This window comes from Chryseobacterium sp. Leaf180 (genome assembly GCF_001424585.1).
GTDB lineage: Bacteria > Bacteroidota > Bacteroidia > Flavobacteriales > Weeksellaceae > Chryseobacterium.
In genome coordinates, this window is sequence record NZ_LMPJ01000001.1 from 257119 (window position 1) to 283601 (window position 26483).

At 38.5% G+C, this 26483-nt stretch carries 24 protein-coding genes and 1 pseudogene; 8 read left to right on the forward strand and 17 right to left on the reverse strand.

Annotated features, from left to right (window positions below; genetic code table 11):
* From ASG01_RS01070 to ASG01_RS01080, 3 genes are read left to right on the forward strand one after another with little or no spacing between them, the layout of a single operon-like run.
* Nucleotides 1-1353: a TolC family protein gene (locus tag ASG01_RS01070; protein WP_055858652.1), complete on the forward strand. Its 1353-nt coding sequence runs from the start codon at nucleotides 1-3 to the stop codon at nucleotides 1351-1353.
* Nucleotides 1354-1397: 44 nt separating this feature from the next.
* Nucleotides 1398-2459 carry an efflux RND transporter periplasmic adaptor subunit gene (locus ASG01_RS01075; protein WP_055858655.1) on the forward strand — a complete coding sequence of 354 codons (1062 nt, stop codon included), beginning with the start codon at nucleotides 1398-1400 and terminating at the stop codon, nucleotides 2457-2459.
* A 4-nt stretch (nucleotides 2460-2463) separates the two neighbouring features.
* Entirely contained in the window at nucleotides 2464-5649 is a 3186-nt protein-coding gene (locus ASG01_RS01080) for an efflux RND transporter permease subunit (protein ID WP_055858658.1), read from the forward strand.
* Nucleotides 5650-5719: 70 nt separating this feature from the next.
* On the opposite strand, the gene ASG01_RS01085 is transcribed toward ASG01_RS01080, so the two are convergent.
* The 6 genes from ASG01_RS01085 to ASG01_RS01110 all read right to left on the reverse strand — a co-directional run bounded on the left by ASG01_RS01085 (nucleotide 5720) and on the right by ASG01_RS01110 (nucleotide 9215).
* Entirely contained in the window at nucleotides 5720-6166 is a 447-nt protein-coding gene (locus ASG01_RS01085) for a KTSC domain-containing protein (protein ID WP_055858661.1), read from the reverse strand.
* 95 nt (nucleotides 6167-6261) lie between these two features.
* Nucleotides 6262-6774: a hypothetical protein gene (locus ASG01_RS01090; RefSeq protein WP_055858662.1), complete on the reverse strand. Its 513-nt coding sequence runs from the start codon at nucleotides 6772-6774 to the stop codon at nucleotides 6262-6264.
* Nucleotides 6775-6776: 2 nt separating this feature from the next.
* The gene (locus ASG01_RS01095) at nucleotides 6777-7355 is read right to left on the reverse strand and encodes a hypothetical protein (protein WP_055858666.1); all 579 of its coding nucleotides are present in this window, start codon (nucleotides 7353-7355) and stop codon (nucleotides 6777-6779) included.
* A gap of 2 nt (nucleotides 7356-7357) precedes the next feature.
* Entirely contained in the window at nucleotides 7358-8266 is a 909-nt protein-coding gene (locus tag ASG01_RS01100; protein WP_055858668.1) for a TIGR01777 family oxidoreductase, read from the reverse strand.
* Nucleotide 8267: 1 nt separating this feature from the next.
* Entirely contained in the window at nucleotides 8268-8615 is a 348-nt protein-coding gene (locus ASG01_RS01105; protein WP_055858671.1) for a hypothetical protein, read from the reverse strand.
* Nucleotides 8616-8618: 3 nt separating this feature from the next.
* A complete protein-coding gene (locus ASG01_RS01110; RefSeq protein ID WP_055858674.1) occupies nucleotides 8619-9215 on the reverse strand; it encodes an HPP family protein in 597 nt (198 codons plus the stop codon).
* Nucleotides 9216-9387: 172 nt separating this feature from the next.
* Between ASG01_RS01110 and ASG01_RS01115 the strand changes: the two genes are divergently transcribed.
* The 4 genes and pseudogenes from ASG01_RS01115 (at nucleotide 9388) to ASG01_RS01130 (ending at nucleotide 12522) form a co-directional block, all read left to right on the forward strand.
* Nucleotides 9388-9720: a single-stranded DNA-binding protein gene (locus ASG01_RS01115; protein WP_055858677.1), complete on the forward strand. Its 333-nt coding sequence runs from the start codon at nucleotides 9388-9390 to the stop codon at nucleotides 9718-9720.
* Between the two features lie 36 nt (nucleotides 9721-9756).
* Nucleotides 9757-10215 (forward strand): HRDC domain-containing protein, encoded by a 459-nt coding sequence (locus ASG01_RS01120; RefSeq protein WP_055858680.1) that lies wholly within the window; start codon nucleotides 9757-9759, stop codon nucleotides 10213-10215.
* Nucleotides 10216-10329: 114 nt separating this feature from the next.
* The gene (hisS, locus tag ASG01_RS01125) at nucleotides 10330-11709 is read left to right on the forward strand and encodes a histidine--tRNA ligase (protein ID WP_055858682.1); all 1380 of its coding nucleotides are present in this window, start codon (nucleotides 10330-10332) and stop codon (nucleotides 11707-11709) included.
* A gap of 18 nt (nucleotides 11710-11727) precedes the next feature.
* A pseudogene (locus tag ASG01_RS01130) lies at nucleotides 11728-12522 on the forward strand (class I SAM-dependent methyltransferase).
* A gap of 29 nt (nucleotides 12523-12551) precedes the next feature.
* On the opposite strand, the gene ASG01_RS01135 reads toward ASG01_RS01130, so the two are convergent.
* From ASG01_RS01135 to ASG01_RS01145, 3 genes are all read right to left on the reverse strand, one after another.
* Nucleotides 12552-12794: a YtxH domain-containing protein gene (locus ASG01_RS01135; protein WP_055858685.1), complete on the reverse strand. Its 243-nt coding sequence runs from the start codon at nucleotides 12792-12794 to the stop codon at nucleotides 12552-12554.
* A gap of 99 nt (nucleotides 12795-12893) precedes the next feature.
* A complete protein-coding gene (locus ASG01_RS01140) occupies nucleotides 12894-13736 on the reverse strand; it encodes an isoaspartyl peptidase/L-asparaginase (RefSeq protein WP_055858688.1) in 843 nt (280 codons plus the stop codon).
* 21 nt (nucleotides 13737-13757) lie between these two features.
* Nucleotides 13758-14642 (reverse strand): cyanophycinase, encoded by an 885-nt coding sequence (locus ASG01_RS01145; protein ID WP_055858691.1) that lies wholly within the window; start codon nucleotides 14640-14642, stop codon nucleotides 13758-13760.
* A 196-nt stretch (nucleotides 14643-14838) separates the two neighbouring features.
* On the opposite strand from ASG01_RS01145, the gene cphA reads away from it, so the two are divergent.
* Complete coding sequence (cphA, locus tag ASG01_RS01150) at nucleotides 14839-17469, forward strand: cyanophycin synthetase (RefSeq protein ID WP_055858695.1); 2631 nt, start codon at nucleotides 14839-14841, stop codon at nucleotides 17467-17469.
* Between the two features lie 48 nt (nucleotides 17470-17517).
* Here cphA and ASG01_RS01155 read toward each other — a convergent pair whose 3' ends face one another.
* From ASG01_RS01155 to ASG01_RS01190, 8 genes are all read right to left on the reverse strand, one after another.
* Nucleotides 17518-18699: a hypothetical protein gene (locus ASG01_RS01155; RefSeq protein ID WP_055858698.1), complete on the reverse strand. Its 1182-nt coding sequence runs from the start codon at nucleotides 18697-18699 to the stop codon at nucleotides 17518-17520.
* A gap of 19 nt (nucleotides 18700-18718) precedes the next feature.
* Entirely contained in the window at nucleotides 18719-19546 is an 828-nt protein-coding gene (locus tag ASG01_RS01160; protein ID WP_055858700.1) for a type 1 glutamine amidotransferase, read from the reverse strand.
* A gap of 30 nt (nucleotides 19547-19576) precedes the next feature.
* On the reverse strand, nucleotides 19577-20695 hold the full coding sequence (locus ASG01_RS01165; protein ID WP_055858703.1) for a carboxylate-amine ligase: 1119 nt from the start codon (nucleotides 20693-20695) through the stop codon (nucleotides 19577-19579).
* A gap of 18 nt (nucleotides 20696-20713) precedes the next feature.
* On the reverse strand, nucleotides 20714-21673 hold the full coding sequence (locus tag ASG01_RS01170) for a RimK family alpha-L-glutamate ligase (RefSeq protein ID WP_055858706.1): 960 nt from the start codon (nucleotides 21671-21673) through the stop codon (nucleotides 20714-20716).
* A 31-nt stretch (nucleotides 21674-21704) separates the two neighbouring features.
* Nucleotides 21705-22418, reverse strand: a complete 714-nt coding sequence (locus ASG01_RS01175; RefSeq protein WP_055858708.1) for an alpha/beta hydrolase-fold protein — start codon at nucleotides 22416-22418, stop codon at nucleotides 21705-21707.
* A 21-nt stretch (nucleotides 22419-22439) separates the two neighbouring features.
* Nucleotides 22440-23651 carry an acetyl-CoA carboxylase biotin carboxylase subunit family protein gene (locus ASG01_RS01180; protein WP_055858711.1) on the reverse strand — a complete coding sequence of 404 codons (1212 nt, stop codon included), beginning with the start codon at nucleotides 23649-23651 and terminating at the stop codon, nucleotides 22440-22442.
* A 141-nt stretch (nucleotides 23652-23792) separates the two neighbouring features.
* A complete protein-coding gene (locus tag ASG01_RS01185; protein WP_055858715.1) occupies nucleotides 23793-25205 on the reverse strand; it encodes a M17 family metallopeptidase in 1413 nt (470 codons plus the stop codon).
* A 6-nt stretch (nucleotides 25206-25211) separates the two neighbouring features.
* On the reverse strand, nucleotides 25212-26330 hold the full coding sequence (locus tag ASG01_RS01190) for an alpha/beta hydrolase-fold protein (protein ID WP_055858719.1): 1119 nt from the start codon (nucleotides 26328-26330) through the stop codon (nucleotides 25212-25214).
* Between the last annotated feature and the right edge of the window lie 153 nt (nucleotides 26331-26483).

The window sequence follows — 26483 nt, forward strand, 5'->3', positions numbered from 1 at the left end:
ATGAACACAAAACGCATGACGGCAAAAAAGCTAAAAATAGGTTTGGCCGCAGCATTCATGATTTTCGGATCGACTTCTGCCTTTTCGCAGCAGCAGATCTCCCTTCACGAAGCCATAAAACTGGCTTTGGAAAATAAAGCGGAAGCCAAGAAAGCCGCTCTTCAGATCAAAAAAGCGGAGTACAAAATCGCAGAAGCGAGAGCCAACGCGCTGCCGCAGATCAATGCTTCAGCGGGTTTAACGTACAATCCGGTTATACAGGAATCTCTTCTTGAGTTTGGCGGACAGAGAATCCGTGCGCAGCTGGGACAACCGTGGATTTCGCAGGCCGTAGTCACCGTAAATCAGGCGATCTTCGATCAGCGTGTTTTTACCGGTTTGAAGGCGGCAAAATCTACCCGTGAATTTTATGTTCTCAATGCCCAGCTTACCAACGAGCAGATTATAGAAAACGTTGCGACGGCCTATTATCAGGTATACGTGCAGGAAGAAAATTTAAAAACCCTGACTGTAAGCTACGGAAACACCGAAAAAGTGCGCGACGTGATAAAAAGTCTGGTTGACAACGGTTTGGCAAAAGGCATCGATCTCGACCGAACCAATGTGCAGCTGACTAATATCAGCGCAAACCGCCAGCAGATTGTGAATGCGGTTGAGCTTTCCAAAAATTCGCTTAAATTTTATATGGGAATTCCGATCGAAACGCCAATAGTGCTCGAAGACCGTAATATACAGCCGAAACCTGAACTTATTGCCGGAAATGTTAACCTTAATGCAAGAACCGAAGTTAAAGTTTTGGAAAAAAACAGAGAACTTCTCGTGTATAATAAGAAGGCGACTGAGGCATACTTGTATCCGACAGTAGGATTGCAGGCAAACTACGGCTGGGCTGGGCAGGGAACAAAATTTCCGCTTACCAACGGATTAAACAACGGCGTTCTGTGGAGTGATTATTCGGCAATTGGCTTAAATGTAAATATTCCGATTTTTACTGGCGGATCTACAAAATCTAAGATTCAGCAGGCAGAGATTGATATTCTGGATCTTGATCAGGATATTCAGAATACGCAGCTGAGCTTGAGTTTAGAATACAAAAATGCCATTACAAACATGGAAAATGCTTTGATCAACATCGAAAGCATGGAAAGTAATGTGACGCTCGCCGAGAAAGTGCAGAAAAATACACAGGCAAACTATCAATATGGTTTGGCGACGCTTACTGAAGTTTTAGACTCAGAAAATGCGCTTACCAATGCCAAGCAGAATTATACAACTGCACTTCTCGACTATAAACAGGCAGAAGTAAAACTCCTTAAAGCGCGTGGTGAACTGCCCTCATTACAAAATCAGTAACATCAATTTTAAAATAAAAACTGTAGAAAATAATATCAGGACTAATGAAAAAAACAATCATATACATCATCGTAGCTGCTTTGCTGGTCGGTTTGGCCGCGTACAAAATTATAGATAATAAGAAAAAACAGGAAACCGAAGTGAAAGAAGTAGCACAGCAGGTTGACAAAATAAACGTAAACGTAGTGACGGCTTCGCGTACCAATGTGAATACAGATTACACCGCAAACGGAACTTTTATACCCAAACAGGAAATGAATCAGTCGGCGGATATTGCCGGCCGCGTGATCAATGTTTTGGTGAAAGAAGGTTCGCGTGTTTCTGCGGGACAGACTTTAGCAACTATCAAAAGAGATGCGATTGAAGTTGACGTGACGCAGGCCAGAAACTCATTGCAAAATGCGGTGATCGATAATCAGCGTTACGAAAATGCCTTTAAAACCGGTGGCGTTACAAAACAGCAGCTTGACAATTCAAGACTTCAGCTGAAAAACGCGCAGGCTGCTGTCAGAGCTCAAGGAGTTCGTGTAAATGATACGAGCATCAGAGCAGGAATCAGCGGAACGGTTAATAAGAGAATGGTAGAGCCGGGAACTGTTGTCGCTCCGGGAACGCCATTATTTGAAATTGTAAATATTAACACGCTGAAACTATCTGTTTTGGTAGATGAAAGCCAGATCGGAAGACTTCAGCTTGGCCAGGATGTTTCGATTACTGTAAATGCTTTGGAAGGCGATACAATCTCGGGTAGAATAACATTTATCGCTCCGAAAAGTGATGCTTCATTAAATTTCCCGGTTGAAATTGAAGTTGTAAACAAAGGAAATTTGAAAGCCGGAATGTACGCGACTGCAACATTTAAAACAAATAACGGTGCCGAAAATCAGAATATGCTTACAATTCCTGCAGAAGCTTTTGTGAATGGCGTAAGCTCTGCACAGTTATTTATTGTTCAAAACGGAACTGCCAAACTTATTAATGTAAAAACCGGAAAAGTATATGGCGACAAAGTTCAGATCGTAAGTGGTCTGAATGGTGGCGAACAGGTGATTACCAGCGGACAGATCAACCTTGATAATGGTTCGAAAATCAATATCGTAAAGTAGAAAAATGAAGTTAGCAGAAATATCAATAAAAAGACCGTCGCTGGTCATCGTACTCTTTACGATTCTTACGCTGGGCGGTATTTTAAGTTACTCGATGATGGGCTACGAGCTCATTCCGAAATTTGAAACGAATGTAGTAACGATTTCCACGATTTATCCGGGAGCTTCGCCGAGTGAAGTTGAAACTTCAGTGACCAGAAAAATCGAAGATGCCGTTGGTGCCTTAGAAAACGTAAAAAAAGTAGAATCATCCTCATACGAAAGTCTTTCAGTGATTATGGTCCAGCTGAATACAGGGGCAGATGTAAATTATGCGTTAAATGATGCTCAGAGAAAAGTAAATGCGGTTCTTTCTGAACTTCCTGATGATGCAGAAGCACCTTCGCTTAATAAATTCTCATTAGACGATCTTCCGATCATGACGATGAGTGTTTCGAGTAATAAACTGAACAGCAAGCAGCTTTATGATCTTTTAGACAAGAAAATTGAGCCGATTTTTTCACGTGTAAATGGAGTAGCGCAGGTTGATCTTGTGGGCGGACAGGAAAGAGAAATTCAGGTAAATATCGACGAAACCAAACTTCAAGGTTACGGTTTGTCGATTGGCGATGTGCAGCAGGCGATTCTTTCTTCAAACCTTGATTTTCCTACGGGAAGTTTAAAATCGAGAACGTCGAAAGCAACCATCAGACTTTCCGGGAAATACGGTTCGGTGCAGGAAATGAATAATTTGGTTATTTCCTCAAAAAATGGTGCGCAGGTAAGGCTTTCTGATATCGCAACAGTTTTGGATACACAACAGGATGTTGAAAAACTGGCAAGATTTAATCAGATTCCGACGATTTTAATTCAGGTTAAAAAACAGTCTGATGCAAATGCGGTTGCCGTTTCTGAGAGTGTTCAGAAAACCATGGCCCAGGTAAAAGAAAACTTCAAAGTACAGGGAATCGAAATTAAAACCGTAGACGATAGTACAGATTTTACTTTGGAAGCTGCTGATCACGTAATTTTTGACCTTGTTTTAGCGGTGATTCTCGTTGCAATTGTGATGCTTTTATTTCTTCACAACATTCGAAATGCGTTTATCGTAATGGTTTCCATTCCGGTTTCATTAGTGGCGACTTTCATCGGAATGTATCTGATGGGTTATACGTTAAACCTAATGAGTTTACTCGGGCTTTCGCTCGTTGTCGGGATTCTCGTGGATGACGCGATTGTGGTACTCGAAAACGTGTACCGACACATGGAGATGGGAAAAAGCAGAATTCGTGCGGCTTACGACGGTGCTTCTGAGATTGGCTTTACTGTAACGGCAATCACCTTGGTAATCGTGGTGGTTTTCCTACCCATTGCAATGAGTTCAGGTTTGGTTTCAGACATTCTTTCGCAGTTTTGTGTGACGGTAGTTATGGCAACCTTGCTTTCCTTGCTTGCATCATTTACGATTATTCCTTGGCTTTCTTCGAGATTTGGAAAACTGGTTCATTTAACCGGGAAAAATCCATTCGAAAAATTTATTCTCTGGTTTGAAAAGCAACTGGATAAATTCACAAAATACATTACCGGAATCTTAGAGTGGTGTCTGAAAACAAGATGGAGAAAAATTTCAACGGTTTTGGTAACGTTTTTAGTTCTTATATCTTCATTCTTATTAGTAATATTCGGATTCATCGGTGGAGAATTTTTCCCGAAAATGGACCGTGGGCAGTTTTTAGTTCAGATCGAACTTCCCAAAGATGCAACGATTGAAAAAACGAATCAGGTGACTTTAAATGTCGAAAAATTTCTGCGTTCAGATAAAGATGTGGTTGATATGATTTCCACCGTTGGTCAGCAGTCATCAGGTTTTGGAGCTTCTCAGGCGACCGTTTATCTGGCAGAAGTTCAGGTGAAACTCGTTGACAAATCTGAAAGATCAGAAAGTACCGATATTATTGCCGCGAAGTTTAAACGTGATCTTCAGAAGAAATTTACGGGAGTTGAATTTAAAACCGCTCCGATTGGTTTGATGGGTGCCGATAACGCGCCAATTGAAATGACCGTAACGGCTCCGGATAACGAAACTGCTACAAAAGAAGCGAACAGAATTTTAGCTTTACTTAAAAAAGTTCCAGGATCTGTGGATGCAGAGCTTTCGACCGACACCGGAAATCCTGAAGTGCGTGTGAATGTTGACCGTGATAAAATGGCGGCTTTAGGTTTAAATCTTTCACAGTTTGGCCAAACGATGCAGACTGCTTTTAACGGAAATACAGACGGTAAATTCCGTGCGGGAGAATACGAATATGATATTAACATCAGATTTGCTGACAACGACCGAAAATCAATCGACGACGTAAGGAATCTGATTTTTACAAACGCGCAGGGGCAGCAGATCCGTCTCAGCCAGTTTGCAAATGTAGATATGAGTTCTGGCCCGAGTTTGCTTCAGAGAAGAGACAAAACAGCTGCCGTGAAGGTTTTATCTAAAGTTGTCGGTCGGCCTTCCGGTGACGTGGCAAAAGAATGGTCTGATCAGTTTTTAGACAACGAAAAAACGAAACCTGCAGGTGTAAATTATCTTTGGGGCGGTGATATCGAAAATCAAAGTGAAGGAACAGGAACGTTAGGAATTGCACTTTTGGCAGCGATAGTTCTCGTATATCTCGTGATGGTTTCGCTTTACGACAGTTTTGTGTATCCGTTCGTAGTTTTATTTTCAATTCCTTTGGCATTGATCGGTGTTATGGTCATTCTTGCGATCACCGGAAATTCATTAAATATCTTCACTATGCTGGGGATGATCATGCTTATTGGTCTTGTCGCGAAAAATGCGATTATGATTGTCGATTTTGCAAATATGAGAAAAGCTGCCGGTGCGACTACGCATGATGCTCTTATTCAGGCTAATCACGCTCGTCTCCGTCCGATTTTGATGACGACGATTGCAATGATCTTTGGGATGTTGCCGATTGCATTGGCAAAAGGTGCCGGAGCAGAAATGAATAACGGACTTGCATGGGTGATTATCGGTGGTTTGACTTCGTCATTATTCCTGACTTTGATTATCGTTCCTGTTGTTTATTCTCTTTTTGATTCATTAATCAGACGAGTGAACAAAGGCGAAAAAATAGATTACGAAGCAGAAATGCACGCTGATTATAAACATAAAGAATTAAGCGAAGACGGTTACACGCCGAAGCATAATTAAATTTAAATCAAATAAAAGAAAAGCGCATCCTGAAAAGAATGCGCTTTTTTTATTTAGGTTTCAGCAAAAATTAATCTGCCATTACCTCACCGGATTTTCTGTAGATGAAATTTCCGTAGATATGTCTTCTTGCAAAACGGCTTGGAGAATCCGAGTTTACCATTTTGATATATGTGTTTCTCGGAACGCCTATATACTCGTACATATTTCCGTTCAAATGCTGTACTTTTAAAATTGATTTTTCAAGATAAAAATCAGCAATATTCGATTTGGTGATGGTCTCTGTGTATTCTTCTTTATATTTTTCCTGAGTTTCTCCGTTGATGCTTACCAAAAAATGATACGCCTCAATAATTGATTTACTCTTGATCTCCGCTTCTTTTTTCCCTTCCTCATCATCGATAAATTTATCAGGATGTGTTTCTTTCATGGCGTTTCTGTAGATGGTTTTAAGATCCTTCAACGTTGCCGTTTTATCTACACCCAGCAGTTTTCTGTGTTCACCAATTCTTTTCATATAACTAATATTTTACGGGCGCAAAAGTACGTTTAAAATCCTGAAAAACCATAACATATTCATTATTAATTTATTATTAAGAAATTTTATGATTTTCAGTTTTCATCTAGAAGGGAGAAAGCAATTTGTAAAGATTCTTCTAAATGCTGAATAAGATTATTTTCACCTGATAAAGGATAGAAAAATTCGGCAGGATTTACAAAATTATTGTTGTACTTCGTGGCTTCGCTTGCACCATCAACATCTATTTTCAAAGAAGCATTTTTAGTTTTTCTGATCACAGTTTTAATATTTTGTGAAATTTTTTTCGAACCGACACAGCCGACCAAAGCGCCGCGACCTTTCACATCAAAGCAGATTGCTGCGTAAATTCCGTTCGAAACCATTTGCCTTTCCGGTAAAATACAGACATATAAAACGTTGGGAAGATGTCCGAAATATCCTGGAATTCTGACTTTCAAATCTTGACCTTCAACTCCAGAAAAATGATTTTTAAATTCTTCTTGAATAAGTTTAAGTAAATCTCTGATGTTTTTATCCGGATAATTTTCGCTTTTCTCAATTTGCTTAAACTCACAGATTTCATTAAAAAGTTCGGCGATTTTCAACCTTAAACTTTTTCCTGCATCACAAAAGTCAGTTTTGCATCTTTTAGAAAATCTGATAAAACTGTATTTTTTGTCGCTTTGCTGTTCGCCAGTTCAAAATAATACGTCACAGAATTTGAAAAACTTTTGTTACGCGTTACCAGTTTATACCGACGTATAGAATCTTTAGAATTTGGAAGTTTCAGTTCTGAAATCTTCGCTGTAATATTATTCACATCAAAACCCGCACGTGGATCTTTCTGAAGTTTCAAAAATCTTTTCTGCGTACGGTCGGTCGTTTCTTCAATGAATTTTTCCATCTGAAAATCGGTCAGCAACTGCGGATAAACCAAACCCTGATGCAGAATGTCCAAAGTCAGCTGATCTCCGTTTTCGAAAAAAATATTTTTATCGTTAAACTGCAGGACATTATCACGCAAAACGATTTTGCCGTCAAATTTTTTGTAGTTTTTCTTTTTATAATTTTTCGCAATGGCTGTTGCAATCTGCTGATCTTTTTTTGAGATGGGTTCTGTCTTTTGAGCGTTTAAAGAAACGCAGAAAATCGTCAGAAAAACCAGAGTGTATATTGTTTTTTTCATTTTTAATTCTTTTTTAAAAGTAGATCGCGCAATGCAGAATCCAAGTTTGGAAACTCAAGCTTAAAACCTTCTTTCTGCAGTTTTTCGGAGGAAATTCTTGAGCCTTCCAGCAAAACCACGGAGAGTTCGCCGAAAATTAATTTCAGCATAAAAGCTGGCACATTCGGCATAAACATAGGCTTATCCAAAACCTTTGCAATCGCTTTTGTAAACTGTTTGCTGTTCACGTGTTCCGGTGAAGCCACGTTGTATGCTCCGTCAATCTCGCTTTCAACGGCAAATTTATACATTCTGCTGAGATCGTTGATGTGAACCCAAGGCATGTACTGTTTTCCGCTTCCGATCGGCGATCCAAAGCCCATCTTAACAGGAACTGACATCTTTTTTAGAGCGCCTTCATCTTCTGCAAGCACAATTGGCGTGCGAACTTTCACGACGCGCTCTGCGATATTTCCTTTTTTGAAATCATCTGCTGCAGCTTCCCAGGCTTTTACGACTTCTGCCAGAAAATCATTTCCATAAGGTCCGCTTTCATCGAAAATCTTTTCAGATGTGAAGGAGCCGTAAATACCTGACGCCGATGCAGATATAAACGATTTTATTTTAAAATTATTTTGCTTTAAAGTATCAAGAATCAGCTTTGCGGAATCGATGCGGCTGGTAAAGATTTCTTTTTTTCGCTCATCAGTCCATTTTTTTTCGGCAACATTGGCTCCGGCGAGGTGGATGATGTGAGATACATTTTTTAAAGCAGCGACATCGATGGTTTTCTTTTCAATATTCCACTCAAATTCGTTTGCATTTTTTTTGGTTCTTGTCAGAAAACGTATTTCGTAATCATTTTGAAGAAGTTTTGATAGATTTTTGGCGACGCTTCCGTTCGCGCCAGTGATGAGAATAGTTTCTTTCATTTTAAGAATTTGTGTTTTTTACCAGCAGAACGTAATCGGCATCTAAAACTTTATAGCCTTGATCGTAAATAAACCGGTATTCAGATCCGTTTTTGTACACTTTGATCTGCGTGAGAAAATTAAAATCAAAACCTAAGCCACTAAGTTTTGCTATTGAGATTTTCGTTTTTCCTTCGGTATTTACCTCAGAAAGAATGCGATAATTGCGGCGCAGTTTGTTGTTTACGTTGCGCATCAGATTACTGGAATCTTTGTTTTGCTTGTTGTTGAAAGCATTTCTGCAGGCGTCGTTACAGAATTTTTTATCAGATCTTCCGATGATTTTGTCGCCACATTCCAGACATTCCATGGTTTAGCTTTTTATTTTGTGAATCTTTCTTGCTCTAATTTTATTTCGCCAGAAAAATTTTGCCGGATACTGTCTGTTTTTGGTTAAATTATTAAAAATCAAAGCAACAGTCAATAAAATGAGACAGCCCGAAAGTACTGGCGAGAGAATGTACCAAAAACCCAAATCTGCGATTTTTCCGGAGGATGTAACCGCTATAAGTGCAGTTGCGCCGCCTGGCGGATGTAAAGTTTTTGTGATTTGCATTAAAACGATGCTTAATGAAACTGCCAACGGAGCTTTTAGCCAGATAATATCAGGTAAAAGGGTTGCTACCAAAACTCCTGCAAAAGCAGAAATTACGTGTCCTCCAATTAGATTTCTCGGTTGCGCGAGCGGACTCTGGATCGCGCCATAAATTAAAACGCTGGAAGCTCCGAAAGAACCGATCAAAAAAATGTTTTCGTTTTCAAAAAGATAATGCGATTGAATAAATGCAATAATTCCGATGCCAAAAAATGCACCGAGAAATGAGAAAAAATGCTCTCTGTAGTCTACAAGAGTTTCGCGGTAAATGATGTATTTTGAAACGCGTAACGTTCTCTTAAAATTTCTTTTCACAAATAATTAATGATAAATAAATATACAAAATATTCGTTTGCAAACGACTACAAATGTATTTAATTGTTTTACTACCGATTTTGATGATTCGCAGACAGCAACTTTGCTACAGAAATCAAAGAGAAATGTGAGCGTCTTTGATTAAGAAGTAAAACAATTAAAATTTAAAATTATGTCACTAAGAAACAAAGTAACCCTGATCGGGTTTACAGGAAAAGAAGTAGAAATGATCACCTTTGAAAGCGGAACACAAAAATGTACTGTATCTCTGGCCACAAATGATCACTATACAAATGCAAAAGGCGAAAAAGTGGAAGAAACGCAATGGCACAATTTGATTGCCTTTGGAAAAACAGCAGAGATTTTTCAGAAGTATGTGCCAAAAGGGAAAGAGATTGCGATTGAAGGAAAACTTACGTACAGATCGTACGATGATAAAGATGGAGTAAAAAGAAATATCACAGAGATTCGTGTGGATGAACTGCTTTTATTAGGAAGCAAATAGAATTCTGATGATTTAATCTAATCTAAAAACACAAAAATGAAAATCAAAATTTTCAAAGTGCGGATCGATGATGATTTGGTGAAAGAAGATCAAAAAAGTATTGATGATTTTCTAAATAAGCATGACATTATCAACGTTGAGACTGCTTTTTTAGCGGACGAAAAAGTATGGTCAGTTTTCATGTATTACAACGAAATCAAAAATTCTGTTTCTAAAAATACAGTAAAAGATTCTAAGACTCCAAAATATTCTGCTGATGATGAAGTTCTGACAGAGAATGAAATTAAAATTTTAGACGCACTGAAAATCTGGCGTTCAGAGAAAGCACGGGAACAGAATCTACCGACGTATTTTATAGCAACCAACAAAGAACTTTTCTCTGTGGCGAAATTTAAACCGCTGAAAAAAGAAGAATTGTGCGATATAAAAGGTTTTGGAAAACACAAAATAGAAAACTACGGTGAAGAAATTCTTTTGATTTTGGATTCAGTATAAAAAATGAAAACACAGGTGATGATGAGGAGGCCGGAGAATTGTATTCTTCGGTTTTTTAGTTTAGGTCGTATTTAAATATTATTTTTGCTGCGATTAAAAATAATAGAAACAGCAATGAAGCCCAGTTTAGCCAAAGGAACCAGAGATTTTACTTCACACGAAGTTTCGCGCAGAAAATACATTATCAATATTCTTCAGAAAAATTTTGAACTTTTCGGGTTTCAGCCTCTGGAAACGCCAAGTTTTGAAAATCTTTCAACATTGACCGGAAAATACGGAGAAGAAGGTGACCGCTTGATCTTTAAAATTTTAAATTCAAGTATCAACGAAGCAAAAGACGAAAAAAAAGTTTCGATGACTCAGGATTTTCAGAAGGCTTTAGAAAAACCATTCAGCTCAGAAAATTTAACCGACAAAGCGCTTCGCTACGATCTCACAGTTCCTTTTGCAAGATTTGTCGCGATGAATCATGGCAAACTTACTTTTCCTTATAAACGTTATCAGATTCAGCCGGTTTGGAGAGCAGACCGACCGCAGAAAGGCCGATTCAGAGAATTTTATCAGTGTGATGCTGATGTTGTGGGAAGCCAGAGTCTATGGCAGGAAGTTGAACTTGTTCAGCTGTATTTAAAATCTTTTGCAGAATTAAAAGTTGCAGTTACAATTCATTTAAACAACAGAAAAATACTTTCCGGACTTGCAGAATATGCACGAATTACCGACAAACTCATCGATTTTACAGTCGCTTTAGACAAGTTAGATAAAATTGGAAAAGACGGCGTTGTAAACGAACTTTTAGAAAAAGAAATCGCGCAGGAATCGATTGATAAACTTGATTTTCTTTTTAATCAGTCCGCAGACGCTCTGGAAAATCTTCATCAGTTAAAGGAAAAATTCACCGGAAACGAAATCGGTTCGAAAGGAGTTGAAGAATTGGAATTTGTCATTACAAATTGTCAAAATCTGGGAATTGATGCGAAAAATTTAGTTTTTGATATCACGTTAGCACGCGGACTCGATTATTACACGGGTGCGATTTTCGAAGTTAAAGCAAACGATGCGCAGATGGGATCAATTGGCGGCGGCGGACGATATGATAACCTCACAGAAGTTTTCGGTGTGAAAAATATTCCAGGAATCGGAATTTCTTTTGGTCTTGACAGAATTTACTTAGTAATGGAAGAGCTAAATCTTTTCCCTGAAGATGCCACTTCAAAAGTTGATTATCTGTTTGCCAATTTTGGAGGAAATGAAACGATTGAAGCTTTAAAAATAATTGCCAAATTAAGACAGAACGGAATTTCCGCTGAGCTTTTTCCTGAAAATGCAAAAATCAATAAGCAGTTTACCTATGCAGAGAAAAAAGGAATTCAAAACCTAGTTTTTCTGGGTGAAGAAGAATTGAAAAACGGAACAGTAACATTGAAAAATCTTAAAGCTGGAGAACAAAAAACAGTTTCTGTGCAAGAGTTTTTAAATCTACAATCAGTGTAAAATCTAAAAAATACTGCGATGAAAAACTATATTGAAATAAACAAAAAAGCCTGGAATTCAAAAGTAGAACCGCATTTGCAGTCAGAATTTTATGCGGTGGAAGATTTTATTAAAGGCAAAAATTCGCTGAACTCGATTGAACTTGACCTTTTAGGTGATGTAAAGGGAAAAAAAGTTTTGCATCTGCAGTGTCATTTTGGGCAGGACACAATTTCGTTTTCACGAATGTGAGCTGATGCGACAGGCGTTGATCTTTCAGATAAAGCTATTGATGCAGCCAATGACCTTGCTCAAAAATGCGGAGTAGAAGCGAAATTTATCTGTTCAGATATTTACGAACTGCCAAATGTTTTAGACGAAAAATTTGATATTGTTTTTACCAGTTACGGTACAATTGGCTGGCTTCCGGACCTAGATCGTTGGGCAGAAGTTGTAAGTCATTTTCTGAAACCGAAGGGAATTTTTGTGATGGCAGAATTTCATCCTTTTGTCTAGATGTATGATGATGATTTTAAAGATATAAAATATTCATATTTCAATGATGAAGAAATTTCTGAAACAGAAAACGGAACCTATGCTGATCGGAAAGCAGAAATTTATGAAACTTATGTCACATGGAATCATCCACTTTCCGAGGTTTTGCAAAGTCTTTTAGATAAAAATCTAATTCTGCAAAATTTTCAGGAATTTAATTATTCGCCGTATTCCTGCTTTAATGAAATTGAAGAATTTGAAAAAGGGAAGTGGCGTATTAAAAAATTTGGTGACAAGATGCCAATGGTGTATCCCCTGAAAGCAAAAAAGTCATCGTAACCGATGACTTTTTTTTTATTCTGATTAGCTTAGATACCTGAAGCAGATTCTTCCACTTTAGACTTCGCTTCTTCAAATTTGTTTTGTGCCTGAGAAGAAAAATCATTTGCCTTATTTTTCAAATCTCCGCTCCATTTATTCAGGTTATCTTTTGCAGTATTGATCTTATCTTTCACTGCCTGTTTTTCTTCCGGAGTCGATTTTTTGTATCTGTAATACGCTAAAGCTCCGATTCCTAATAAGGCTAAAATACCATTTGTCTTATTTCCCATGATTTCTGATTTTTAAAAGTTGAATTAAATTATTATAACTCTAACTATGTAAAATACGTGCCAGAAAAATTAGAAGATATGATAAAAATTGTTAAATTTTTATTTGAATAGTTCCGTTTTGTCGCCATCATGTAAAGCGTAAACCATTGTCGGATAGGAATCCTGATGGAAAATATTTCCTCGGTTATCAATTCCGATTGCGCCTACAAAACCGTCGTTTTTTTTAATTTCGCTAAAAGTTTTTTCAAATGCAGATTCAATGGAAAGTCCGTCTGTGACGCGCGTCACAATTTTTGCAGACGTAGCGTTTGTTACAATATCTTCCCCAACGCCGGTGCAGCTTACCGCACAAAATTCATTCGCAAAATTTCCGGCGACAGTCGCAGAATCGGAAATTCTTCCGGGGATTTCAAAACCTTTTCCGCCTGTAGAAGTAGCGACAGCAAGTCTTCCGGAAGAATCTAAAGCCACGCAACCTACTGTTCCTTTTCCGCCGGTTTTCAATTTTTCCTCGTACTCAGCTCTTCGCTGCGGAATTTCAGTTGAAAAATCTTCGAAACCATTTTCGTCAGCATATCTTTTAGCACCGATTCCGCCTAAAACCCGGTCGTCTTCCCCAATCAGGTTTTTAGCAACCATAATTGGATTTTTAACATTTTCAATATTAATTACGCCACTCATTTTCAGACTTTCGCCATCCATAATCGCTGCGCTCATTCGGATAACACCATCGCTTTGAATTTGTGAACCGATTCCTGCATTAAATAAAGGATTGTCTTCCAGTAAAGAAACGGCGTAAGCAACAGTGTCAAAAGCTGAATTCTCATTTAAAAATGAAAAAGATTTTTCGATAATTTCTTTTAAAGCTTCCTGTTTCGCAACTTTAGTTTCTTTATTTTGGTCACTTTCTGAGAAAAAACCGCCGTGAATGATAATTTTCATAGTTTGATTTGGTGTAAAAAATTATTCTTGTGGAATTGGGTTAAACTGTGAGTTTTCGATGGTCAGTTTTCGGCTCTGAAGATCGTAATGATCATTCATTGACATCACATGAACCGTCAGATTATCAATAGAAATCGGTTCACCAAGATTAATATTGGTAAGATTGGTGTCTTTTATAAATCTTCCGTCGACAATAATTACAAGACCGGAACCTACCGCGGTCATAATTTCGTTGTGAATGAATAGTCCTGTATCTTCACCCAAGCCAATTCCTAAAGTTCGGGGATTGCTTACAACTGCCTGAAAAAGTCTACCAATTCTTCCGCGCTGTACAAAGTGCGTATCGATAATTACATTATCGATGAGTCCAAGACCTTGCGTAGTTTTGATTTCACCTTTCAGCAAAGCTTCAGAACTGCTTCCCTGATAAATCATGTTTTCAGACGCAGCTGCGGCACCAGCAGAAGTCCCGGAATAAATAAAATCCTGCTCTTGGTATTTTAAAAGAATCGTGTCGTGAAAACGCGTTCCGCCAAGAATAGAGGTAAGTCTGAGCTGATCTCCACCAGTAAACATAACGACATCGGCCGCATTTGCACGTGCCACAATGGCATCAGAATTGGCTTCATCGCGGTTGTGAATATCAAGAACATTGACATTTTTAGCACCCAAAAATTCAAAAGCTTTCTTATATTCTGTACCCACAATTTGCGGAATCTGTGAAGCCGTAGTGATGACTTCGATGATAGAATCTTCTTTGTGCTTAGATTCTGTGATGATTTTACGCAAAATACCTCTTTCAAAAAAATTAAGATTTTTTTCGATATTTTGATCGTACTCTGTTTCAGCGAAGCTGCCTTTATTCACAGCGCCACCGATGATGATTAATTTTCCAACAGGTCTCATAGCTTGCAAATTTAAAGAATTATTAATGTACAGAAAAGAAGATCGGCTTTTTTAAAATTATATTAACTCTCTTGTGCTAAAAATATTATCTTATTTTTTTAGCAAATCTTTAATAGTGCCGCATATTTTTCTCTGTTTTTGCATTATCTTTGATTAAACAAGGAATTTTACCACTACTAAATACTCAGAATAAACTATGAAAATTGAAAAGATTCAGGCGTTGAGAGGTCCCAATATCTGGAGTATCAGACGAAAAAATTTGATACAGATGCGTTTGGATCTTGAAGAAATGGAGAATTTTCCGACCAATAAAATTGAAGGTTTCCGTGAGAGAATCGAAAAACTGCTTCCCTCACTCATCACACACCGTTGCAGCGAAGGTGTAGAAGGTGGATTTTTTCACCGCATAGAAACCGGAACCTGGATGGGACATGTGATCGAGCACATCGCTTTAGAAATACAGTCTCTCGCAGGAATGGAAGCGGGTTTTGGACGTACAAGAGAAACAAAATCTCCAGGAGTTTACAATGTCGTTTTCCATTATGTTGAAGAGAATGCCGGAATTTATGCTGCCGAACAGGCGGTTGAAATAGCGCAGGCTCTTATCGATGGCCACGATTACGATATTGATGCGTGTATTCAGACTTTAAAGGAAATCCGCGAAAAAGTCCGGCTTGGTCCTTCAACTGGAAGTATCGTAAAAGAAGCTTTGTCGAGAAGAATTCCATGGATCCGATTGGGTAGTAACTCACTTGTACAGCTTGGATATGGTGTGAATCAGCAGCGATTTCAGGCAACAATAACGGGAAATACCAGCAGCATTGCAGTTGATATTGCCTGTAATAAAGAATTGACGAAGAGAATGCTGCACGACAGCGCGATTCCTGTGCCTAAAGGTGAACTTATTATTGACGAACTTGGTCTCGAAAATGTAATTCAGAAAATCGGTTATCCTATTGTAATCAAACCTTTGGATGGAAATCACGGTAAAGGTTCTTCTATTAATATTAACGATTGGGAATCTGCGAAAACCGGTCTTACATATGCACAAATTTATTCGCCTAAAGTTATCGTTGAAAAATATATCACAGGGTACGATTTCAGAATCTTGGTGATCAATAATAAAATGGTAGCGGCTGCCAGACGGGTTCCCGCACATGTGGTAGGTGATGGCGAAATGACCATTCGGGCTTTAATTGAAAAAGAAAATTCTGACCCAAGAAGAGGTTATGGGCACGAAAATGTTTTAACGGAAATTGGTGTTGATAAAGACACAACGGAACTTCTTGAAAAGTTGCATTATACACTGGAATCTGTTCCGCAAAAAGGTGAAGTAGTTTATCTTAAATCGACCGCGAATCTTTCCACTGGCGGTACATCAATCGACGTCACAGACATGGTTCATCCGGAAAACGTGACAATGGCTGAGCGAATCTCAAAAATCATCGGTCTTGATGTTTGTGGAATTGATATTATGGCTGAAAATCTAACACAGCCTTTAAAGGAAAGCGGTGGCGCAATTATCGAAGTGAATGCTGCACCCGGTTTTAGAATGCATTTGGCGCCAAGCGAAGGTTTACCGAGAAACGTTGCCGCACCGGTTGTTGATATGTTGTATCCACAAGGAAAACCGTTCACCATTCCGATTATCGCGGTTACTGGAACCAACGGTAAGACGACAACGACAAGATTGATTTCTCATATCGTAAAAAATAACGGCTACCGTGTAGGTTTTACAACTTCAGACGGAATTTATATTCAAAACACAATGCTTACGCGTGGTGATACGACAGGACCGGTTTCTGCTGAATTTATTCTTAAAGATCCAACCGTAGAATTTGCTGTTTTAGAAACAGCCCGTGGAGGAATTCTCCGTTCCGGTCTGGGTTTTTCACAATGTGACATTGGCGTTTTGACGAATATTAAAGAAGATCATTTGGGAATGAATGATATTCACAATCTGAAAGACCTTACAAAAGTTAAACGTGTAGTTCTTGACAGCGTAAAGAAAAACGGTTGGAGCATTTTGAATGCCGAAGACGAATATTCGATGCGCATCATCAATGATTTGCCAAGCAATGTCGCGATTTTCAGTTTGGATGAAAACAATCCGTATATCAAAAAATTTGCTCGCGAAGGAAAGATTACCTGCGTATATGAGGAAGGATTTGTGACAATTAAAAAAGGCGACTGGAAAATCAGAATCGGAAAAGCGAAAGATTTCCCAATCACGATGGAAGGAAAAGCAAGATTTATGATTGATAACGTGCTGGCCGCAAGTCTCGCATGTTACCTGTATGGTTTTGGCATAGAAGATATTTCAAATTCACTCCGAACATTTATCCCAAGTGCACAGCTGACGCCGGGAAGATTAAATATTTTTAATTTTAAAAACTTTAAAGTTTTAATTGATTTTGCTCATAATCCTGCAGGTTATGAAGCGATTGAAGATTACCTGAAAAATGTTGAATCGACGAAGAAAATAGGTATTATTTCCGGAGTTGGTGACCGCCGCGATGAAGATATTAAACTCTGCGGAAAAATCGCAGGAAGAATGTTTGACCACATTATTATCCGAAATGAAAAACACCTTCGTGGTAGAACTGAAGAAGAAATTAATAGCTTGATTATAGAAGGAATGCAGGCTTCCGGAAGAGATGTGAGTTATGAAATCATTCCTAAGGAAATTGAAGCACTTAAACATGCGATGGGAATGGCCGAAGAAGGTACTTTTATTACAGCACTGAGTGATGTGATATCAAATGCAATCGATTTGGTTCAGGAATATCAGACTAGAGAATTGATGGAAGACGATAAAATGAATTAACTGATAAAGAAAGTAAAACAAAAAACTCCGGAACTGCCGGAGTTTTTTTTATGGTGTAAAAAATGCGTGCGAACTGCCAATCCAAATCGCGTCTTTTTTATTAAAATCAACATTTACCATCGCCGCTTTAGTCATTCTGGCGAGATTTTGCAGAAGAATTGGGCGCTCATCATTTTCTTTCCAGATATATAAAAGCCGAATTTCTGCCATCGAGAATTCACCGTTGATGTCTTTAAAAACTGGTTCGTACCGTACTTTTTTCTGAAGAATAAAATTTTCAGGATCCTGTATTGCTTTAGTTTTCTCTAATGTGGGGTGAAGATCAACGCCGCTTCCCGCAAAAGAAAACAGCGGCTTCAAAACAAAATTTTCCAGATTTTCATCTTCCGGAAATTCATTCAGAAAATAACTTTTTGGCACAAAACTGTGCTTTAGCAGAGGTAAAAGATATTTCGAAATCTTAAAAAACCAATTCGGATGCGTAATCCATTTCACATCAACCTCATCTTTAAAATCAAATTCGGTTTTCAGATTTGGAATTTTATCAAGTTCATCAAAAATCACGCGGTTGTAAATTCTTCTGATATCGATTTTCCGGCCGTCATTTTCGTAAAATAATTTTTTTCCTTCTTTTATTACTTTGGTAAGGCAGACGGTTTTGATTCCTAAAAGTTTTTCCGTTAATGCAAAGTCAATTGCGGTCTTCTGTTTTTCGGGGTAAATCTCCAGAAGTATAACATTTTCAGGATTTTCATCGCCGATAATTAATTCAGAAAGATGATTTTGATATTCTTGAGGCGAAATATCATTTTTAATTTCAGTTAAAAAAGGATAAACGTCGCAGAAAGTTTCTTCGTATACATTTTGAAAAGCATATAGCGAGGGAAATGCCTGTAACTCAATAAGTCGTGGTTCAATCTCTCCGTTTACAGATTTACAGATTCCAAAATCGATCGTGAAAAAATGAGCATGTTTGCTGTCATTCGGGACAAAACAATTTTCTGGAATTGACTTTAAAAGAAGCTCATCCGGAATATTTTTTATCTGATCGATAATACTGTCGCTCGCGTCAGTAAGTTTTTTCTTAAATTCTTGAGATAAAAAAATCGGACTTTCAGACAACCGGAATCCAGGCTCACTTCCTGATTTTTCTTTCAGTTTGCTTTTCATCAGCGCATATTTTTCCTGAGAAAACTGCACATTAAATTCGTCGCGGTATTTTTTTATCATCTGTAATTTTTAATTTTTGCTAAACTGCCTGCATTTCCAAAATCTGATCTTTCGCGCGCTGGAGAAATTTCGGTAAAATATGCGCCTGCGTCAGTCTTATTTTATCATCATCATGAATTCGTGTAACAGTTTCCAGATATTTTTCCATCCCAAAACTCTCAATCATGGCAAGTTTATTTTTTTCGTCTTTCAGGTTTTCAAGCATTCCTTCAGGATTTGCTTCCGGATGAAACTGTGTGCCGTAAATTTCTTCGGAAAATTTTACCGCCATCACGGCTCGTTCGAGATCTACATACGGACGAAGTTTTTCGATGGCAAGAACTTGCATGTTTAATTTTTCAAAACGGTCAAAATCTGGATGAATAAATTGATATGCACGCGAATCAACGGCGAAAAACGGCTCGGGTAGATTTTTAAAAATAAAATCATTTTCACCTTCCTCAGTTTTGTGTACAGGCATGATGCCGAAGGAATATGATTTTCTCAAGGTAACATCACCCAATTTCCAGTGAATTGCCGCCATCTGAAATGAATGGCAGATCAAAAAAACATGTTTTTTTGCTACACTGTTTTCGTTGAGACTGTAAATTTTATCTAAAAAATCAGCGAACCTTTTTTCCCAAACTTCACCAACGGGATGTGGATCTCCCGGCCCGCCGGATGAAATGAAAATATCGTAATCCTCAACTTCAGGCATTTCATTTTTAAACCGGACATCAAAACTTTCTACTGAAACAGGCACGTCACAGCCACTGCAAAATGTTTCTGCAATTTCTTTGATATTTTTAAAACCCTGATTGACACGGTTATCATTCATGTCTAGCAGGGCAATTTTAATAGATTTCATCTGACTTTGTTTGCCGCAAATTTATGCATATTAAAAATCACTGTCCATGTGTGTGATTCCGTATTCTGTTTCTTTGATCATGTAATCGACCACTTTCGTCAAATCGCCGGTCTCTTCATACACCTTTAACTGACGGTCGGCGCCGGTTCCGTGATCAATAATTTTCCAGGCATATTCTACCTCATTTCGGCAGCCAAGATCATCCACAACATCATCGATAAACTCTAAAAGTTCCTTCAATAAATCAGCATAAGGTACAGATTCTTCTTTACCAAAATCGATAAGATGTGAGTGAATTCCGTCCCGCGAAGCACGCCATTTATTTTCATTTAAAAGCAGTCGACGATAACTTCTGAAACTTAAATTCTGCTGATGAAGTTTATAAATTTTGGCCACGAGACACTGCATAATAGCAGCCAAACAAACGGTTTCGTCTAACCTTAACGGCATATCGCAAATCCTGAATTCGATGGTAGGGTAGAACGGATGTACGCGTAAATCCCACCAGATTTTTTTTGCATTATCGATGGTTCCGGTTTTTACCAGAAGATCCACGTAGCTGTCAAACTCGGCAAGAGAATTGAAAAAACTGGGAATTCCCGTACGCGGAAATTTAACAAAAATCTCCTGTCTGTAAGATTTAAAACCTGTTTTACGGCCGATCCAAAAAGGAGAATTCACTGATAAAGCGTAAACGTGTGGAAGAAAATACCGCATCACGTTCTGAATGCGTACACCTTCCTCACGGTTTGGGATTCCGATATGTACATGCAGTCCGAAAATGAGGTTTCCACGGGCGACATCGCCCATATCGTCCACGATTTTATTATAACGCTCGCCGTCGGTAATCGTATTGTGCTCCCAATTCGAAAACGGATGCGTTCCTCCGCCACAAACACGTAAGCCCTGCTCGTGCGCTGTATTGATGAGATGTTTCCGAAGCTGGGTAAGTTCCGCTTTGGCTTCCTGAATATTCTGGCAGATTCCGGTTTCCATCTCGATCATCGATTCGTGCATCTCGTATTTGAGATTTTCGCTGAGAATCGCTTTTCCGCCTTCAATAATTTTGGAAACATGGGAAATAAGATCGCGGCTTTCGACGTCTATGATCTGATATTCTTCTTCAATCCCGATGGTAAAGGTGTGCATTTTGTGTTTCTTAATAGGTTAAACCTTTTTTAAAGAATCTTTTACGAAAGTTCCCCAAGAGATATTCTGTTTTCCCGGAACGTATTCTTTCGCTTTTTCGATGGCCAGTTTTGCTGAATGCTCTACAATCCATGCGAAATTTTCTTCTCCAACAGCATTTTTGTCGGCATCAGGAGCTGGATTACAGAAATCAATCGCATAAGGAATACCGTCACGCACTGCAAATTCTACCGTATTGAAATCGTAACCTAAAGCTTTATTCATCTTTAAAGTATAATCGGTAATGGTTTTCAGAAGTTTTTTCTGCTCATTGCCCGATGTTTTATGTGTTGTAGCGTAGCGTAAATGCGGTTCGTTTCTTGGCTCGTAAGGCATGATGTGTACATATTTCTGACCTAAACAGTACACTCTGTAATAATCTTCAAAAATAATTTCTTCCTGAACCATCATTACAAGTTGACCCGTTTCGCCTAATTTATTCCAGAGATCTTCCGGAGAATCAACGCGGTAAACACTCTTCCAGCCTCCGCCATCGTGAGGTTTCATATAAGCAGGAAATCCTACATATTCAAAAATATAATCCCAGTCGTGCGGAAATTTGAGGTTTCTGAATGATTTTTCACTGGTGTCTGTCGGACGCTCGTGTGAAGGAAGCAAAACCGTTTTTGGCAAAGGAATCCCGAGTTTGCTCATTAGAGCATTATTAAAAAACTTTTCGTCAGCGCTCCACCAGAAAGGATTATTAATCACATACGTTCCGTTCAGCGCAGCATTCTTAAGATATGCTCTGTAGAAAGGAACATCCTGCGAAATTCTATCAATAATCACAGCATAGCCATAATCTGCACCTTGCTCAAGCTTGTCGATTGTCACCGGTTCAGCTATGATCTCACCTTTTCCCAATTCATTTACTTTATCGATAAAAGCCCACGGAAACGTGTCTTCCATACCAAATAAAATACCTACTTTCTTTGCCATAATTTATTTTTATCAGTTGTTTAATATAGTTTTAAGAGAAAAATTCACCTATAAATTTCGGGAAAACCATACGCCAGAGAGGCCAGTCATGATTAATCCATTTCTGCTCGTCGTACCAGAAATTGATTCCTCTGGAAGTAAGAATCTGAGCCATTTCAAGATTTTTGTCCCGGCAGATATCTTCATCTGAAGTGCTCAGAACGATGTGCATATGATTGTATTTCCAGGGAGCATCGTTTTTCACAAATTCGCGCGGACAATTAAAATAAACCAGATCGTCACTGTAGCCATCCATAAAATTACGGATGCTGAACGCACCGGAAAGCGCAAAAAGATGCGAAACCACACCAGGAAATCTAAAAGCAAAATTAGCTGCATGATAACCTCCAAAACTCGCTCCTGCTACGGCCACGCGCTCAGTCTGATGTATTTTCTGAATGTACGGAATAAACTCGCGAATGAGAAACTGTACATATTTCTCGTAATTTCTGATGCGCTGTTGAGGCGAAATACTATTATCGTAAAAACTCCAGCCATCTATCGTTTCGATATTATAAAGTTTCACTTTTCCGCTATTTACAAACCAGTCGATGCTGCTGTTCAGGTGAAAATCGTGATTTTGAGTATACGATCCCTGCGAGGTCGGAAACATGATGATCGGATGACCGTAATGGCCGGTGATTTCCACTTTCAAACTCGTCTGTAAGATGTGCGAATAGTAATCTGTATGCTGAATCTGCGGCATATTTTCGTTTTTAAAAGTGATTTAGGATGTTGGTTTTTCTGTTGGCGGAATGATGCTTAACAGTTCATTCTGAATAATTTCTGCTGCTTCATTCAGCCGTTTTTCGACTATTTTTTCATCTTTGGATTTATAGACAATTCCTGCATGATAATCTATCGGAAGAAATTTGACGGCTTCCTCACATTCAAACAGACTGTTTTCTGGCGATTTATGTTTAATTAACGCAATGATCAACCCAGCAAAATAGGCCGTCGATTTTGGAATTTTATATGCAGTATTTCTTAGAATGGCATCTTCGATTTTAGCCCATTCGCGCCAGATATTAATGTTGCTGCTGGCCTCAATAAGGTCAGGAATATGAGCACCGCCAACACGCGAAGAAGTTTCAAGGAAATAAAATTTTCCGTCATCTTTACTTCGGATAAATTCGGTGTGTGTTGCGCCGTTTACAAGTTTAAATCTTTCGATCACCTGCTTATTGGCCTTGTCTAAAGCTTTGTATTCATCAGAATTCCGGCTTAAAGTTTTTGTTCTGAAAACGCCACCTTCATGCGAAACCTGCATTGGCGGAGCCAGATATCTTGATGCAGAGGTGAAGACGATTTTTTCTCTAAAAGTGAGACTGTCTACATGATATACATCTCCTGGTTTGAAGCTTTCAAGAAGAAATAGATGTCTTTCCTCACCAAGTTTATGAATGGCTTCCCAAAGATGTTCTTTGTTAGTTAACTTTTTAATTCCTGAAGCAGAGGCTTCAGAACGCGGTTTTAAAACCCAGGGAGGAAAAATGCGTTCAGCAAAATCGTTAACAGCTTCATCATTAAATATCGCAGTAAATTCTGGAACGAGAATTCCTTCATCCAATGCTTTCTGACGCATCGCCAGTTTATCACGAAAATATCTGTGTGTTGTCTGTCCCATGCCGGGAATACGGAAAACCTCACGAATCATCGCTGCTTTTTCAACATCATAATCGTCGAGCGCAATGACTGCGTCAATTTTCTGTGACCTCATCAGGTGAGAAAATCCCTGCGTAAGATGATCGAGATTCCAGACCGAAGATTTTACTTCAGGCATGTAATATACTTCATCGATAGCGTGCCAAGGCCAGTTTTTATCTTTTAGATTTTCAGATGTGATGAGAATAATTCTGTTGCCCAGTTTTTTACTTTCATCCATAAAATCATAGCCTTTGAAGTAACATGACAGGCAGACTAGCGTTTTCCCCTCCATACAATGATTTTTAGTTTTTGGTGGATTAGTCTTAAATGATAAACATTAAGATTAATAAATTCACATCAAATTGCATCCACATGGTTCATTAAATGAAATTGACTATCAATGATACAGAGAAATTTCGGAAAAAACTAATTTTTACAGATAATTTTGCATTAAATCAATCAAAAGCTGAACGCCATATCCGGTCGCCGCTTTTTCTTTTGAATAATCAACATTTCCGAAGGCTACACCAGCAATATCAAGGTGCGCCCAGTTTGGATGATCACCGATAAACTGCTCTAAAAATTTCGCAGCCACGATGCAGTCGCCAATCGGTTTTGAAGAGATGTTTTTGAAGTCTGCAACATTAGAAGTAAAGTCTTCTTTCCAGATGTCCCATAGCGGTAAATTCCATACACGTTGCCCGGTCTTGTCACCGGAAAAAATAATAGAATCGCGCAAAGAACTGTTATTTGAAAACATGGCAGCACACGTGTCGCCAAACATCCGCACAGCGCTTCCTGTAAGCGTTGCAAGGTCGATTAAAACTTCAGTTTCATGATTTTTTGACAGATATGCAAGTGCATCTGCCATCGTCATTCTGCCTTCGGCATCCGTATTTAAAACTTCAATCGTTTTGCCGTTGTATGCTTTTACTACATCGCTCGGCAGATACGATTTTTCTGAAACTGCATTGTCTGTAATAGGTAAAATCGCAACAATATTTACCGGAAATTTCATTTTTGAAGCATATGCAAGTGCACCCAAAACCGCTGTTGCACCGCCCATGTCAGACTTCATATAATGCATATTTTCCGAACCTTTAATGGAAATCCCGCCGGTATCAAATGTCACGCATTTCCCGATAAGTCCAATGGTTTTTGCGTTTTTATTTTCAGAATTATATTCCAGAATCGTAAATGCCGCTTCATAATGACTACCCTGATTCACGGCGAGATAAGCGCTCAAACCAAGCTCTTCGCATTTCTGTCTGTTGAAAACTGTATGTTTTAAATTATTTTCCGCTGAAAAATCTTTCAGAAAGTTTGAAAGAATATCCGGGTTTTTAAAATTTGCAGGTTTGTTGAGCCATTCCTGGCAGAGCGACTGTGCATCGAGCAATGCAGAAGCTTCCTGATGAGTTGCTGTTTCCGAAATGTTCTCGGCTTTATAATAAAGTGAAAATTCGCTTTTTAAGACCGGATGATCTTTTTTAAAAGGATATTCATATGTTCCAAGAAATAATCCTTTATAGAAACTGCCAAACTGATTTTCGCTTAAATCTTCGGCATTAAAAACAGTTTTATCTGCAAGAATATTTTTTCGGTAGTGATGCGAAAACTTCATCGCGATGCGCTGCAGTTCATGATCAGGAATATTTTTTTTTCCGATTCCAATGAGAAAATTAACGCTTCCTTCTTTTATATCGACAAAAAATTCACTTTTCTTTCCGGAAAAGAAACCGCTTATTGGTTCACCGAATTTCTGTTTATTACTGTTCCAGCTTTCCTCAGAAAAAACATGGAAAGTCTGAGGAAACTGGCTGTATTGCGTTTCAGGTTGATTCATATATATTTATTGATTGATGGTTTGTGTTGGTTTTACTTCCACAGGATTTTCGGTGTTGTTGTAAAAAAGCCATTCGATCGCGCGCGGAAATTCCTGCGACCAGTAATGCTCATTGTGTGTACCGTCTGGGTTAATGTGCGTGCGAACTTCAAACGAAAACCTGTTCATGCGTTCCCATTCTTTCAGATAATTTTCAAAAACGCCGATTCTTTTAACCATTTTTGCGCCTTCCTTTTCGCCTCCGTAGAGATATATTTTAGTTTTAAATGGATTTCGGAAACTCATCATTGGAAAATTATTATCCGGTTCGACCCAAAGTGATGGTGAGAAAATCAATAGTTTTGAATAAACTTCGGGATAAAGAAAACCGCTGTAAATGCTGATTAAAGCACCAAGCGAACTTCCGCCAATTCCTGTATTTTCTCGGTCTTTTTTTGTTCTGAAATGAAGATCAACGTAAGGTTTGAGAGTGTCGGTTAGAAATCGGATGTATTTTTTACCTTCAGAACCGTTTGCTACGTGATCATTGTCAAAAATGTACTCCCGGATTCGGTCTTCGCTGCCATGTTCCACTGCAATTACAATAATGTCGCCACGACCGTATTCTGCAAGAAGTGCCAGTTTCCGGTCAATTTCCCAGTTGCCAAAATCACTTCCGTCCTGAAAAAGATTTTGCGCATCGTGCAGATACAGCACAGGATATTTCTTGTCTGATGTATGATAATCATAGGGTAGAAGTGCCCATATTTTTCGGTGCCTGTCAAGTTGTGGAATATAAAATTCTTCCGCAATAATCTCGGTAATCGGAAAAAATTCTTCTTTGAAAGGTCCCCAGTTCAGACGCCATCTTTCAACGAAATCAAAAATTGGTTCTGCATTTTTCTGCATTTTTCTGTTCGGGGTGATATTTCCTGCGATGTCTAGTTCCACATTTTCCCAGCCGCCTTTCGTGAATTTGTATTCGATAAGATCTGGGAGAACTTCGTCGGCGATTTCTATTTGAAAAGTTTCTCCGTCGGTTTTTTCCAGCTGAAAATCAGCGTTTTTTGGATTCCAGGCATTAAAATTTCCCGTAATGTAGACAGGTCGTGCATCATCTTCAGCAGTTTTTACGGTAAATTTCATATTGTTTGCTTGCCGTATAGGCATTAAAATTGGTAAAAATTTTTTGTTAAGTATTACGCAAAATTAACAAAAACCATGCGTTTTACAAGTTAATATTCATACATTTATAACCGTTGCGGGATTTTCACATTTATATCTGCGACAACTTATTTT